The organism is Acinetobacter lwoffii (assembly GCF_029024105.1).
Classification (GTDB): domain Bacteria; phylum Pseudomonadota; class Gammaproteobacteria; order Pseudomonadales; family Moraxellaceae; genus Acinetobacter; species Acinetobacter lwoffii.
The window spans coordinates 1,469,066-1,483,333 of sequence record NZ_CP118963.1; the positions used below are offsets into that span (position 1 = coordinate 1,469,066).

Consider the following 14,268-nt stretch of genomic DNA (forward strand, 5'->3'; position numbering starts at 1 on the left):
TCATATCCCGCTTCTTAATGTATTAAGCGCTAGCGCGGCGACGATCAACTTCAGTAGAAGGCGCGTCTTGTTTCTCTTTCACAAGTTCAATATCAAATTGAATGTGTTTGAAAGGACCGTTCAGACCACGTTTTGTAATTTCAGCTTCATCAGTCACGTCAACCGCAGTTGCAACCAAACCTTCACGAGTCGCGAATGCAAAGTCATCCCACAGGTATTGGTCGCCTTCAATGTTGAATTGAGTAGTCAGCTTTCGGTAACCCGGTGCAGATACGAAGTAATGTACGTGTGATGGACGGTTACCGTGACGGCCTAATTTGTCCAGTACAAACTGAGTTGTACCTTCTGGAGGGCAGCCATAACCCACTGGCATTGTCGTCAATGCAGTATATTGACCATCGGCAGCGGTAATGATGCTGCGACGCAAGTTAAAGTCAGACTGTGACTTGTCAAAGAATGAGTAGTTGCCCAGGCTGTTCGCATGCCAGATTTCAACTTTGGCACCTTCAACACGGTTGCCATCAGTATCAGTCACTGTACCTTCAATGATCAGCGTCGGGATTTTGCCTTCTTCAGAACCATCATCCATACGTGCAAAGCTTACATTTTCAGGTGCGCCAGCTACATAAAGTGGACCTTCAATCGTACGTGGCGTACCGCCAGTAATGCCTGCTTTAGCATCCGCTTCATCAGCACGTAAATCTAGGTAATGCTCCAGACCCAAACCTGCAGCCAATAAACCTACTTCGTTCGCTTGACCGGCATCAGTAAAGTATTCCAGGCCTTTCCACAGTTCTGATTGGGAAATATCAAGATCTTCGATAGCCTGGAAAAGGTCACCCAATAAACGCACAACAACTTGTTGTACACGTTCATCTACAGGACCTGTCGCTGTATCAACGTTCATTTGCTTAACTAATGCATCAATTTCTTGGCGATTCATACTATTGCTCCTAAAGTATGTCTTTCATCTTTTAGTGGCGCACTTTTTTAGCTTTCATTGGCTGGCTAAATCTGGCTGGCCACAATCCTTGTTGAGGTACCCTCTGTTTTCGATTTGGAAGGGGAATCCGGTGACTCCCAATCCGCTCATTCAATCAACTGTCGTCATCTCGAACTGAAGATGGGTGACGGTTTAATGCCATTACTTCAATGTTCATATAAGGATAGAGAGGCAAGCCTTGTAACAGGTTGTGCAACTCTTCATTGCTTTCAACATCAAAAATACTGATGTTTGAGTACTGGCCCGTGATGCGCCAGATATGACGCCATTTGCCTTGACGCTGCAATTCCTGTGAATAAGCCTTTTCAACAGCCTTAATTTCGTTTGCCTGTTCAACTGGCAGATCACGTGGAATGTTTACATCCATACGTACGTGGAAAAGCATGGGTTTCTCCTAATTACTGACGACGCAAGTTGTCAATCTTGTTTTCATCCAACTCAATCCCCAGACCTGGTCCTTTCGGAATCTCAAGTTCAAAGTTTTGATAGTTGAGTGGGGTTTTCAAAATATCTTCAGTCAGCAGTAGAGGACCAAACAGCTCGGTACCGAACGCCAGACTTTCAAAAGTAGAGAACACATGTGCCGAAGCAATCGTGCCCACCGGGCCTTCCAGCATGGTGCCGCCATACAGATCAATACCTGCAAGTTTGGCAATCTTGCCTACTTCGCAACCTTCAATCAGGCCACCCGACTGGGCAACTTTGACTGCAAATACAGAAGAACCGTTTTGTTTGGCAATCTCATACGCTGAGTGCGGGCCCATTAACGATTCGTCTGCCATGATGGCAACATCAAAACGTCGGGTCAGACGGCGCATAGCGTCCAGGTTATCAATTGCACATGGCTGTTCGATCAGATCAACACCGCCATCTTGCAATAACTGGATGCCTTTAATCGCTTCCAGTTCTGACCAGGCACGGTTCACATCGACACGGATCGAAACGTCTTTGCCTAAGGCTTTCTTAATTGCCAGCACATGTTCAACATCTTCTTCTACCGGACGAGAACCGATTTTCAGTTTGAAAATGTTGTGGCGTTTTGCCGCAACCATTTTCTCTGCTTCAGCAATATCTTTTTCGGTATTGCCAGAAGCCAATACCCAAAGAACTGGAATACTGTCACGTAAGCGGCCACCGAGGACTTCGCTTAATGGCAAACCTAAACGTTGTGCCTGAATGTCTAAAAGTGCAGTCTGAATCGCACATTTAGCAAAACGGTTACCATTAATATTCTTTTTGATTGCTTGTAATGTCTGTGCAACATTTAAACCGGATAATGTTTTTAAAAGAGGCGCAAAATAAGTTTCAATATTTACTTTTACGCTTTCCGGGCTTTCATCACCATAACCTAAGCCACCGATAGTTGTTGCTTCACCCCAACCGATGTAACCATCTTCAGTGGTGATTTTGACCAATACCAGGGTCTGGGTTTGCATCGTCGCCACTGCCATCTTGTGAGGGCGAATGGTTGGAATTTCTACCAGCAAGGTTTCAACTGACTTATACATAATACGGGTTCACATTCTTGCTTTAATGCTTTGACTTGATATACCTTAAAAGAATAATGTTGATTGGTCTAAGATCGATTTAGCATTTTTTTATACTTTAAAGGTATTCAGAGCCATGGAACTCAGACATTTACGTTACTTCGTTGCCGTCGTCGAAGAACAAAGTTTTACCAAAGCGGCAGAAAAACTGTTTATTGCTCAACCACCTTTGAGCCGACAGATCCAAAATTTAGAGCAAGAGCTCGATATTCAGCTATTTGAGCGTGGTAGCCGCCCGTTAAAAACCACCGAAGCCGGTCAATTTTTCTATCAGCATGCTGTTAAACTTTTGTCTAATGCTGAAGAAATAAAATCGATGACCAAACGGATTGGAATTGCTGATCGCACCATAACCATCGGTTTTGTTGGCTCTTTATTGTTTGGTTTGCTGTCACGGATTTTATTTTTATTTAAGCAGCAGCATCCTTATCTCAAAATCGAGATGATGGAAATGAATACCTATGAACAGATTCAGGCGCTGAAAGAAGGAAGAATTGATGTCGGTTTCGGCCGTTTAAGAATCTCGGATCCTGCGATAAAACGCGTGTTATTACGTGAAGAACGCCTAGTGGTGGCGGCTCATTCAAGTCATGTACTGGCTCATCGTGAAGATATACATTTATCTGAACTGGTCGATCAGCATCTGTTCTTATATCCGAATACTGGAAAGGCAAATTTCTCTACCCAGGTGCGTGGCATATTTTCCGAGTATGGTCTGGAGCCGAAAAATATCCGGATTGTCCGTGAGTTACAGCTGGCACTGGGCTTTGTCGCTGCCGGAGAAGGCGTCTGCATCGTACCGGAAAGCGCACAAAACATTAAATTGGCCCATCTCAACTTTGTACCTCTAGCAGATGCTTTTGCGGTGAGCCCTGTCTTTATGGCCATGCGCAATATGGATGAAAGTGAATACATCCGTTACCTGTTTGATGCTGTGTATCAAGTCTATGATCTTGAAGCTCTAAAATACGATCGATCGGTATTTTAATCGCTAAAAATCGTGTGAATGATATAGCACTAAAAACCGATGAGGATGCGATAAAAACAAGCTGTTTTTAAAAACATCATGATTGAATAATATATTTATTAATTAATTGAATAGTTTAATTTTGACCCAGACCTTATAGGTATAAAGCCATGCCTATTCAGTTTTAGACATTTTTTCCTATTTTCTGCATTGTGAGCAGCATAAGTTGAACTTCACAATTAGGAGGTGGAGATGTCTACAAATAAAGTGAATATAAATACGCTGATTGATGAAGCAAAATTCACACCCTTTCATTGGGGTGTTTTGATCTGGTGTTTGCTGATCATTATCTTTGACGGTTATGACCTGGTCATCTATGGGGTGGCATTGCCGCTACTGATGCAAGAATGGTCGTTAAGTGCAGTGCAAGCGGGAATGCTGGCCAGTACTGCCTTATTCGGGATGATGTTCGGTGCCATGAGTTTCGGTACTTTATCCGATAAACTCGGCCGTAAAAAAACCATCATGATCTGTGTGGCTATTTTCAGTGGATTTACCTTTATCGGTGCCTTTGCTACATCACCAGTCGAATTCGGGATTTTACGTTTCCTGGCTGGCCTTGGAATTGGCGGTGTCATGCCTAACGTCGTGGCATTGATGACCGAATATGCGCCTAAACGCATCCGCAGTACATTGGTTGCCCTGATGTTTAGTGGTTATGCCATTGGCGGGATGACTTCTGCACTATTGGGTGCATGGTTGGTGCCACAATTTGGCTGGAAAATCATGTTCCTGCTTGCAGGCGTTCCATTGCTCATCTTGCCGATTCTATGGAAATATCTGCCAGAATCCCTGATGTACTTGACCAACAAACAACAGACGGCTCAAGCACACGATATTATTCAAAAGATCTCTCCAACACAGGTCATCACCAGTGACACCCAATTTGTACTGAATGAAGTACAAAAAGGGGATGAGGCGCCATTAAAAGCACTCTTTCAACAAGGCCGTAGCTTCAGTACCTTTATGTTCTGGCTGGCATTCTTTATGTGCCTGTTGATGGTCTACGCATTGGGTAGCTGGTTGCCAAAACTGATGATTCAGGCAGGTTACTCGCTGGGTGCAAGTATGATCTTCCTGTTCGCCCTGAATATTGGTGGAATGGTAGGTGCAATTGGTGGTGGATATCTCGCAGATAAATTCCATATCAAAAAAGTGCTGACCATTATGTTCTTATGTGGTGCCATTGCATTGATTCTGCTTGGTTTTAACAGTCCACAATTCGTGTTGTATACCTTGATTACTGTAGCAGGCGCTGCAACGATTGGCTCACAAATTCTGCTCTATACTTTTGTGGCGCAGTATTATCCATCGACGGTACGTTCTACCGGTATGGGCTGGGCATCAGGTATTGGACGTATTGGTGCAATTGTTGGGCCGGTACTCACTGGTGCTTTATTAACCATGAATTTACCGCATCAAATGAACTTCTTTGCAATTGCGATTCCTGGCGTAATCGCTGCGCTGGCAATTTTCCTGGTGAACTTAAAAACTTCCGTAGATGGCCAAGCCCTTGCAACACCTGATGTGAAGCCGAATCCATTGGCAAAAGAAGTGACACATTAAGTTAGATTTCAATCAATAAAGATAATATTCCCAATGATATAGATCGCCATCGTAACGGGTGGTGATCTGTTGCTAGAATCGAAACGCATAATAAAAAGCGAGTTTAGGATGAACACGACACAATTATTTAATCAACCAACAATCACATTCAAACGCACAGTTCTGATGAGCATGATGGCAATGAGTTTAGGGGGCATCAGCTTGTCGACTCAAGCACAAACCATAGCTCAGTCGAATCAGCAGGAAATTGAACAACTTCGCCAAGAAGTTCAGGCCTTACGCGCACTGGTTGAGCAACAGCAAAGACAGACGGCCGTGGTCACAGCACATGTTGCAGCAACACCCGCCCCAGCAAGCAAACCTGTCATGAAAATTGCCAGTGGTGCCGAATTTAATCTTTATGGAAATATTCGTGCCGATGCCTCTTATCAGGCTGAAGGTGGTTCAGCAGCACGTATGTATAACCAGATTAACGCTGTACCTTTAGAAGGTGTCGGTGAGCGTAGTGATGAATTTAAATCTACTCTGGCTGCAACCCGTTTAGGCATGGATTTTAAAGCACCAGTCGGTGCTGGAGATAAAGCTTTAAGCGGTAAAGTTGAAGTGGATTTTCTGGGCGGCGCAAGCTTTGATAACTTGCGTATCCGTCATGCTTATATCAGCTATGCCAACTGGTTGATCGGTCAAACCTGGTCGAACTTTGCAGTGCCAGATTATATTCCGGAAACTGTAGATGCATTGGTTTACGCTGGCGGTTCAATTAAACGGACGCCACAAGTTCGTTATACCAGCACAATCAGTCCTGAAACCAATCTGGTATTTGCAGTAGAAGATCCTAAAGATGCAACCATTACTGGTATTAAACAGCGTCTACCTGCTTTAACAGCACGTTTAAATCATAAATTTGCTGATAATCTTACAGTCAGTGCCCGTGCGATGGGGAATGAAAAACGTGTCAATGAAGATGAAAAAACCGCATGGGGTGTAGGGCTTGGTGCCAAGTATGATGTTGTTCCGGGTACAACGCTCAAAGCTGACTATTACCATGTTAAAGGCGATAGCAGCTTTGTGTCTTATGCAAATACGGGTGTGATTACCGCTGCAAATGGCGATTTATTACAAAGCGAATTTGATTCAATTTCAGTTGGCCTAACCCAGCAGTTTAATGACAAATTGCGCGGTACATTGGGTTATGGCTATATGAATTTTAGTAATGATCAAGACTATGTTAATGCACTAATCGCCTCAACTCCTGCGGATGCGACACAATCTAATGCGACCAAGGCTAATAAAGACTTATGGCAAGCTTGGGCTAACGTGTTCTATAGCCCAACCAAGCCTTTAAGTTTCGGTCTGGAATATGTATATGGTGAACGTGAGGCATTAGGTGCAGCCACGAATGGCAGCACTAAAGGTGAAGATAACCGTATTAATGCGGTGGCTATTTACAACTTCTAAGACTTCTTTTGCATAAGATAGTCTGATCTGTAACAGAAGCGTGGATGAATTAATCCGCGCTTTTGCTATTTTGAAGAATGGTTTCTGCCAGCAGATTGACTGCATCTTCAATCTGGGCTGTCCATTCAAACGAACAATTCAGGCGAATATAATGTTGGCTTGCAGGCTCAGGCTTAAACAGCAGTGCAGGGGCAATTGAAATATGTTGTTGAAGTAATTGTTCATAGAGCTGCTGGGCATCGACTTCTTTAGGCAACTCAATCCAGAGAAAATAACCACTGGAATAATAGTAAATTTCACAGATGCTTCCCAAACGCGCTTTGAGTTCCTGATAAAATTTCTTTTTATATTTTTCCAGATGCTGCCTTAAATGCCGCAAATGTTTTTCATAATAATGATGTGAAATAAATTCGACCAGCGCATTTTGAAGTAAGGGACTGACCGTTAAAGTGCTCATGAGCTGTAAGTGCTGAATGGCATCGGAAAATGGGCCGGCATACACCCAACCGACGCGTGCACCCATCCCCAGCGTTTTCGAAAATGAGGCGCAGTGCAAAACCATCTGATGCCGATCAAAATATTTAACGGGTAGCGGTTTGGATGAACCATAATTTAATTCCTGATAAACATCATCTTCGATTAAATACACCTGATATTCATACAAGAGTTCCGCAATTCTTTGTTTGATTTCAGAACTGACGGTAAAGCCAATCGGATTATGGGCATTCAGCATCAGCCAGCACACCTTGATCGGATACTGTTTTAAAGCCTGTTCAAATGATTCCAGATCAAAGCCAAACTGTGGATGTTCCGGAATCGTAATCACCTGTAATCCCAGACGCTCGGCTGCCTGCCAGGCACCATAAAATATGGTTTGCTGTAGCAGAATAAAATCACCGGGTTGGGTTAAGGCCTGTAAAGACAGATTCAGTGCTTCTAGTGCGCCGGATGTAATGACAATGTCATCTTGATTGCAGGTAACTCCTTGTAATTGATAACGGTTAGCAATCAGTTGCCGCAAGTTCTGATTGCCGGGCGGCATATGATTCTGGTTGTTATAACTGCTTTTTCTTTTGGCCTGCTGCGCCAGAATCTGCATAAATTTGGCGTTATATAACAGTTCTGCATTGGGAAAGGCAGAACCAAAAGGCACAATCTCTGCTGACTGAGTCGATTTTAAATAATTAAATACCACCGAATTGATTTGAATTTTAGGATTTAAACCAATCTGGGCGGACTGTTTGCTATTGAGCAGCGCTTGAGTGTGTTCTGCAACGTAATAGCCCGATTTGTCTTTGGCATAGACCAGACCTTGTGCTTCAAGTTCCTGGTAAGCATTGAGTACCGTCATCAGGCTATAACCAGATAATTGGGTCTGTTCGCGAAGTGAAGGCAATTTTTCATGTACCTTCCATATGCCGTTTTCAATCATCTGACGAATATTCTGTGCCAGTTTTTCAGACTTATACATACACTTTCTTGAACTAAAACTGTTCTAATTATTTTGATTTATAGCATATTTTAAGGTGTTTAATATAACAAAAGGGAGGAATAGGATTATTGTCATTCTATTTTTTAAGCTTGAGTCTTGATGTACGACAATTAAAGTGAAAACCAGGTCTCAGATTTTCTGGGGAAATTTTATCTATACCTAAATTGTATTCCCATTTTTATACGCCTCAGTCACTTGGCTTAATTTGTCACAATTCGATACTTACAAAGTTAGATTTCCTTGCTAAATTCGATCCACATGATGATAAAAAGTAAGTTAAGGTTTCAGATCGAGCCATCATGCAACTATTACAACGATACGAAAATACGGACCAATAACAAGCACAAAGGAGTGGAGAATGCTCGGAAATATGATGTTTCAGCCTTTACTGATCAGCAGCATGATTGAACATGCAGGACGCTATCATGCCGATACCGAGGTAATTTCCAAAAATACCGATACCAGTATTACAGTGACCAATTGGGGAGAAATTCATCAAAACTCGAAATGTTTTGCCAATGCATTACAACAACTCGGCTTGGCGCAGGGAGATCGGGTCGCGACCATTGCCTGGAATAATCATCGCCATTTAGAGTCTTGGTATGCCATTTCTGGCAGCGGCCTGGTCTGTCATACGATTAACCCGCGCTTATTTCCGGAACAGCTCATTTTTATTATTAATGATGCTGCGGATCGCGTGGTGCTGTTCGATAAAACATTTGTCCCTTTAATTAAAGCCGTGAAAGCGCTGTTGACCTCGGTCGAGCATTTTATCTGTCTGGATGCAGCTGATCCGGCAGTTAGAGAAGCGATTCCAGAAGTACAATTTTATGATGATCTGATTGCCGGCCAAAATGCAGAATTTGAGTGGCCAACACTTGATGAAAACTCGGCAAGCTCTCTGTGTTATACATCAGGAACCACGGGAAATCCCAAAGGTGTGCTATTTAGCCATCGATCTACGGTATTACATAGCTATGCCATCATTTTACCTGACTCCTTAAATGTCTCGGCTGCCGACATTATGTTGCCTGTGGTGCCGATGTTCCATGTAAATGCGTGGGGCACTCCGTATGCCGCTGCAATGGTCGGATGCACTTTGGTTCTTCCTGGACCGGGTCTGGATGGTGCCAGTCTAGTCAACCTGATTGATACTTATCAGGTTTCGGTAGCACTTGGTGTACCAACCATCTGGCAGGGGTTGATTGCCGCCGCAAACCAGTCAGGTTCCAAATTGGAAAGCCTAAAACGAAATGTAGTGGGTGGATCGGCATGCCCACCGGCGATGCTAAGAGCGTTCAAAGAACAGTTTAATTGTGAAACGATCCATGCCTGGGGCATGACGGAAATCAGTCCATTGGGTACAGCGAATCAGCTCAAGACCAAACATTTGCATCTGTCTGATGAAGAAAAATTACAGATTCGTCTATCCCAAGGTCGTCCACCATTCGGGGTTGACCTACGTTTGACTGATGCAGAAAAAGGGATGCATGAAATTGAACGTGATGGACAGACCACAGGAAATTTACAAGTGAAAGGGCATTGGGTCATCAGCCATTATTTCGGCAAAGAAGAGTCTGCACTGACTGCTGACGGCTGGTTTGATACCGGCGATATTGCTACGCTGGATCAGGATGGCTTTATGAAACTCAGTGACCGTTCTAAAGATCTAATCAAGTCTGGCGGAGAATGGATTTCATCGGTGGAGCTGGAAAATATTGCCATGGGACATCCGGAAATTGCGATGGCTGCCGTGATTGCCGCCCAGCATCCTAAATGGGATGAGCGCCCGGTATTGATTGCCATTAAAAAGCCGGACAGCCAGCTAAGTGAAACTGATCTGCTGGATTATTATGCGGACAAGGTAGCCAAATGGCAGATTCCAGACCGAGTCGTATTTGTTGATGCGATTCCACTCAGTGGTACTGGTAAAATGCTGAAAAAAGATCTGCGTGAATTATATGGGACTATTCTTTTGGAGCAGGCAGCAGGTTAAAGCGTCATTTAATCTGAAAATCCCTACATGAAGTCAAAAAACTGATCTCGAATAGAGGTCAGTTTTTTTATGTACAGGCTAAGCAGCGTTGTCTGTTTAAAAATGCTTTTTCTCAATCCATATAGTCTTGATCGATACTTTTAGATGATATTGTCCGACAAAAAGTCATATTATATGGCTTAGGCACATAATTTGACCTGTATTGACATGGTCTGAATGTGAGAATTCTTTATCCTGAGCAATATAATAATTAGACAGTTGTACATTAATGAAACTGTCTGCGGATAAGGGGATAAAAATGACAAGCATGCCAACCTATCAGCCGCATTGGATCCGGGAAGATTTCATTGATTTTATTGGTGAAAAAATCCATCCAACTTGGGCAATCAAAAAAGTTAAGGCTGCCGTTATGGGCATTCAAGCCATCAGCCCTGACTTTTTCAAAATTCACTTACGTCCAAATCATAATTTTAAAGCCAAGTCATTTCAGGCCGGCCAGAATATTGCAGTGACTGTTAGACTCGATGGCATACGACATCAGCGACATTATTCTGTGGTGACGGTATTGAAAAATGGTGATCTGATCATTGCGGTTAAACAGCAGGGTAAAGTGTCACGTGCCTTAAGTCTGATGCAAATTGGTGCGGTGGTTGAAATATCTCAGCCCCAAGGTGAGTTCACATTGCAAAAATCCACCCAGCCGATTTTATTCCTGGCTTCAGGTAGTGGTATTACCGCCATTTACTCCTTGCTGCAAAAAGCAGTCATTCAGTCTCTGGAACAGATCGACCTGATTTATTTCACTCGAGATGATGCCTTTCATGCTGAACTGAAAACATTGGCTCTTATGCATCCAAACTTGAAATATCACCATTTCAATACCGTGGAACACCAGCAGCATCTGACGCAGAGCTTATTGCAAGAGCTGGTGCCAGACTTTGCAGAACGAAAAATTTATGCTTGTGGCTCCGCCGGGATGATGAAGGCCGCACTTCGCATCGTTGATAAACTGGAATTGAAATCCAATTTTCATTCGGAATATTTCCAGATTGTGGTCGATGAAAAAATTAAAGCACAGCCGGTACGGTTTTTAAGATCGCAGCAGGAATTTCAAGCCCAGTCCAACTTACTGGAAAGTGCCGAAAAATCCGGCTTGAGACCAGCGCATGGCTGCCGAATGGGTATCTGCAATACCTGTTCCTGTACCAAGGTCAGTGGTTCGGTACGAAATGTCCTGACCGGTGAAATTGATCATGGTAATAATACCCAGATCAAACTGTGCATTTCTCAGGCAGTGAGTCCTGTGGTGATTAATTTATAAACTATTGATAAGCCATTAATTAAACTATAAGAAGGTGCTCCCATGAATATGCAAATTGATTTTAAACGACATAGCAAAAGCCAATTTCTTAGTCCTGAACAGATTGAGGAATTCGGTGCCAAAGTCGATGCGATCCGCCGCGAGGTCATGGATGATCTGGGGGAAAAAGACGCCGAATATATTTATAAAATCCGCAACTTTGTCCGCTATAGCGAAATTGCCTCACGCGGCATGCTGATGTTTGCCGGTTGGTTGCCACCGGTATGGCTGGCGGGGACAGGTCTGCTCGGTCTTTCCAAAATCGTGGAAAATATGGAACTCGGTCACAATGTCATGCATGGCCAGTTCGACTGGATGAACGATCCGAGTCTGAACGGTGCGACCTATGATTGGGATACGATTTCAACCGGCGATGACTGGAAATATACGCACAACTATATTCATCATACCTATACCAATATCGTCGGAATGGATCATGATGTCGGTTATGGTCTGATTCGGGTCAGTGAATCGCAAAAGTGGGAACCACGCTTTCTGTTTAATATTCCACTGGGCATTCAGTTAATGGTATTTTTCGAATGGTATGTTGGCTTGCAACGCCTGCATCTGGAAGATGTGATTGCTTATAAAACAAAGACCTGGAAAGAAGTCTGGGAAGAGGCAGCACCTTTGCGCCAAAAAATGCGCCGTCAGGTGTTAAAAGATTATGTATTTTTTCCGATCATTGCCGGGCCAAATGCCATTCCGGTATTTACCGGAAATGCGGTGGCCAATGTGATTCGCAGTCTATGGGCTTCTGCCGTCATTTTTAACGGTCATTTCACTGAAGATGCTGAAACCTTTGAAATGGACAATACCGACAATGAAACCCGTGCCGAGTGGTATTTACGCCAGATTCGCGGTTCGAGCAATTTTAGTGGAACAACTTGGCTACATATCTTGAGTGGTAATTTGAGTCATCAGATTGAGCATCATCTATTCCCGGACATGCCCGCCAATCGCTATGCGCAGGTTGCGCCAAAAATCAAAGCGCTCTGTGCAGAATATGGTATTCACTATAACGAAGCCAGCTTCATGAAACAGTTTTCTACAGTGTGGGTAGGTCTGGCTAAATGTTCTCTACCGAATCACTGGACTGAGCAGGTGGTTGAAAAAACCCATGCTGCCAAATCTGTATTCAACTACTTTAAAGCGAAACTATTGTCATAATTTTTAAGCTTTACTTATTCACCATTTTGGTACTCCTCAATAGATTTGGATGGTCTATTGAGGAATTTTTTTTAAGTTTTATCAGATTTAATATCATTAGAATAATCCTGTTATGAATAAAATATGGATACAGATTTCAAAAAATGACGAAAGCAAAACAGATCCAGTACTGCTGAAACGCTTTGCCTACAACAACCTGCTTCAGCTCTAAAGGCTTCTCTCTATAATGGCCGCGTCGTTACACTCAAGGTCTCAGTTTTGAAACATCTTAAATATTTTTCAGCAATCCCATTATTAGTGCTTTTAACTGCTTGTAACACCACTGAAGCGCCAGCACCAGATTATCAGGGCAATTGGAAAAACACCGTGGAAAATCCAAAACTTGAAAATATTCTGGTTATTTCTAAAAATGGTGAAAATTATCTGATTACCAATACGATCAAAGATAAGGAAACCGGTAAAACCGAGAAAAAGAATCCAATGCCCGCTGCAGTGAACGAAAATGGCATGCTTCAGTTGAATGCAGGTGCAGGTATGGTCGATTTCGCAATCGATGAGAAAACCGGAAATCTGGTCGGTTCAGGCTCAATCTATAAAAAAGCCAAATAGTCAGCGAGAATTTTACGCACAAGATAAAATCAAAGATGTCATGTGAAAGGACAGAGCATGACATCTTTTTTTAGGAATGCTTTATGGAACGAAACTTAATAATTCAGCAAAATCTTCGACATAATAATTTGCTTTGGCTTTGATCAAATCTATTTCATGAGCGGAGTGCTGGTCATAAATTGCCACTACCTCGATGCCCGCATGATTTGCTGCTTCTACACCGACTAGAGAGTCTTCAATAATTAGACATTCCTCAGGTCGAAGGTTAAAGGCTTGCAAAACATTCAGATAAACTTCGGGATGCGGCTTAATGTTCTGGACATTTTCACGTGTGAGAATCAAGGCAAAATCATCCTCAAAGCTGATTTTAGAATTAATATTTCGATTGTTATCCTGATAGCGCTGTACATTGAATAAACTGGTGGTGGTGGTCAAAGCCAGAGATATCTGTTGCTGTTTTAAAGCCTGAATCAGGAGGTCTGCCTGAGGTTTTAACTCGACGATATGATCCAGAAAATGTCGGGAAATTGTATAACGACGATTTTTTACTTCTTCTTTAACTGGTTCAAAATCGTATTGTTCTTTTAAAAATCCACAATATTCCAGATAAGGATCTGGTCTATGTCTCAAGGCGGTAAGTTGAAGATCGCGCTGTTGCTGAATCTCATGTAAATCGACTTTTCTGTTGGAGAGCTCATCAATCAGGGCTGCATCGACCTGATTCCAGATGCCTACAGAATCAATCAACGTACCATCCAGATCAAAACAGACCAGCTTTTTATCCTGAAACATATAAGATTTCTCTGTATTTTTACCATTTATTGGGTGTGGCTGAGTATATCGCATACGATTTAAATGTTTAACTGACCTGAGCAAACCGGGCTGGAAATTTTGCGTTGAGGTACTTGTTGAGGTACTTTTTAATGGATTTATTCATCTGGCAAAAGTATTTTTTTCGGAAAATTACAGCGAGTTTAATCCTGAACATAGTTGCGAAGTGTTATATTTTAATCTGACCCTCAATAGACTTATGCGGATGA

At 42.8% G+C, this 14,268-nt stretch carries 12 protein-coding genes; 7 read left to right on the forward strand and 5 right to left on the reverse strand.

The annotated features are described in order from the left end of the window. Nucleotides 1-22 precede the first annotated feature (22 nt). From catA to PYW33_RS07165, 3 genes are all read right to left on the reverse strand, one after another. Entirely contained in the window at nt 23-943 is a 921-nt protein-coding gene (gene catA, locus PYW33_RS07155) for a catechol 1,2-dioxygenase (protein WP_004647038.1), read from the reverse strand. 154 nt (nt 944-1,097) lie between these two features. Beyond that, nucleotides 1,098-1,388, reverse strand: coding sequence for a muconolactone Delta-isomerase (catC, locus tag PYW33_RS07160; RefSeq protein WP_004647036.1), 291 nt, complete (start codon nt 1,386-1,388; stop codon nt 1,098-1,100). 13 nt (nt 1,389-1,401) lie between these two features. Continuing rightward, nucleotides 1,402-2,511 carry a muconate/chloromuconate family cycloisomerase gene (locus PYW33_RS07165; RefSeq protein ID WP_004647035.1) on the reverse strand — a complete coding sequence of 370 codons (1,110 nt, stop codon included), beginning with the start codon at nt 2,509-2,511 and terminating at the stop codon, nt 1,402-1,404. 115 nt (nt 2,512-2,626) lie between these two features. On the opposite strand from PYW33_RS07165, the gene PYW33_RS07170 reads away from it, so the two are divergent. The 3 genes from PYW33_RS07170 to PYW33_RS07180 all read left to right on the forward strand — a co-directional run bounded on the left by PYW33_RS07170 (nt 2,627) and on the right by PYW33_RS07180 (nt 6,601). Beyond that, complete coding sequence (locus tag PYW33_RS07170) at nt 2,627-3,538, forward strand: LysR family transcriptional regulator (RefSeq protein WP_004647034.1); 912 nt, start codon at nt 2,627-2,629, stop codon at nt 3,536-3,538. 231 nt (nt 3,539-3,769) lie between these two features. After that, nucleotides 3,770-5,143 carry an MFS transporter gene (locus PYW33_RS07175; protein WP_004647033.1) on the forward strand — a complete coding sequence of 458 codons (1,374 nt, stop codon included), beginning with the start codon at nt 3,770-3,772 and terminating at the stop codon, nt 5,141-5,143. 108 nt (nt 5,144-5,251) lie between these two features. Continuing rightward, nucleotides 5,252-6,601: a DcaP family trimeric outer membrane transporter gene (locus tag PYW33_RS07180; RefSeq protein ID WP_004647032.1), complete on the forward strand. Its 1,350-nt coding sequence runs from the start codon at nt 5,252-5,254 to the stop codon at nt 6,599-6,601. Between the two features lie 49 nt (nt 6,602-6,650). Here PYW33_RS07180 and PYW33_RS07185 read toward each other — a convergent pair whose 3' ends face one another. Next, complete coding sequence (locus PYW33_RS07185) at nt 6,651-8,072, reverse strand: aminotransferase-like domain-containing protein (protein ID WP_004647031.1); 1,422 nt, start codon at nt 8,070-8,072, stop codon at nt 6,651-6,653. Nucleotides 8,073-8,451: 379 nt separating this feature from the next. Here PYW33_RS07185 and PYW33_RS07190 point away from each other — a divergent pair, with 379 nt between their 5' ends. From PYW33_RS07190 to PYW33_RS07205, 4 genes are all read left to right on the forward strand, one after another. Further along, complete coding sequence (locus PYW33_RS07190; RefSeq protein ID WP_004647030.1) at nt 8,452-10,089, forward strand: long-chain-fatty-acid--CoA ligase; 1,638 nt, start codon at nt 8,452-8,454, stop codon at nt 10,087-10,089. Nucleotides 10,090-10,387: 298 nt separating this feature from the next. Continuing rightward, nucleotides 10,388-11,410: a flavin reductase family protein gene (locus PYW33_RS07195; RefSeq protein ID WP_016807072.1), complete on the forward strand. Its 1,023-nt coding sequence runs from the start codon at nt 10,388-10,390 to the stop codon at nt 11,408-11,410. Between the two features lie 42 nt (nt 11,411-11,452). After that, entirely contained in the window at nt 11,453-12,619 is a 1,167-nt protein-coding gene (locus tag PYW33_RS07200) for a fatty acid desaturase family protein (protein ID WP_004647028.1), read from the forward strand. 258 nt (nt 12,620-12,877) lie between these two features. After that, nucleotides 12,878-13,228, forward strand: a complete 351-nt coding sequence (locus PYW33_RS07205; protein WP_004280391.1) for a hypothetical protein — start codon at nt 12,878-12,880, stop codon at nt 13,226-13,228. 81 nt (nt 13,229-13,309) lie between these two features. Here the strand turns inward: PYW33_RS07205 and PYW33_RS07210 are convergent, their stop codons facing one another. After that, on the reverse strand, nt 13,310-14,020 hold the full coding sequence (locus tag PYW33_RS07210) for an HAD family hydrolase (protein WP_004647026.1): 711 nt from the start codon (nt 14,018-14,020) through the stop codon (nt 13,310-13,312). Nucleotides 14,021-14,268 lie beyond the last annotated feature (248 nt).

What these genes read in the sequence shown, in the direction of transcription:
- PYW33_RS07185 (WP_004647031.1), bottom strand. Translation starts at nt 8,072, where the DNA reads ATGTATAAGTCTGAAAAACTGGCACAGAATATTCGTCAGATGATTGAA.
- catA (WP_004647038.1), bottom strand. Translation starts at nt 943, where the DNA reads ATGAATCGCCAAGAAATTGATGCATTAGTTAAGCAAATGAACGTTGAT.
- PYW33_RS07190 (WP_004647030.1), top strand. Translation starts at nt 8,452, where the DNA reads ATGCTCGGAAATATGATGTTTCAGCCTTTACTGATCAGCAGCATGATT.
- PYW33_RS07210 (WP_004647026.1), bottom strand. Translation starts at nt 14,020, where the DNA reads ATGTTTCAGGATAAAAAGCTGGTCTGTTTTGATCTGGATGGTACGTTG.
- PYW33_RS07165 (WP_004647035.1), bottom strand. Translation starts at nt 2,511, where the DNA reads ATGTATAAGTCAGTTGAAACCTTGCTGGTAGAAATTCCAACCATTCGC.
- PYW33_RS07170 (WP_004647034.1), top strand. Translation starts at nt 2,627, where the DNA reads ATGGAACTCAGACATTTACGTTACTTCGTTGCCGTCGTCGAAGAACAA.
- PYW33_RS07200 (WP_004647028.1), top strand. Translation starts at nt 11,453, where the DNA reads ATGAATATGCAAATTGATTTTAAACGACATAGCAAAAGCCAATTTCTT.
- PYW33_RS07180 (WP_004647032.1), top strand. Translation starts at nt 5,252, where the DNA reads ATGAACACGACACAATTATTTAATCAACCAACAATCACATTCAAACGC.
- catC (WP_004647036.1), bottom strand. Translation starts at nt 1,388, where the DNA reads ATGCTTTTCCACGTACGTATGGATGTAAACATTCCACGTGATCTGCCA.
- PYW33_RS07175 (WP_004647033.1), top strand. Translation starts at nt 3,770, where the DNA reads ATGTCTACAAATAAAGTGAATATAAATACGCTGATTGATGAAGCAAAA.
- PYW33_RS07195 (WP_016807072.1), top strand. Translation starts at nt 10,388, where the DNA reads ATGACAAGCATGCCAACCTATCAGCCGCATTGGATCCGGGAAGATTTC.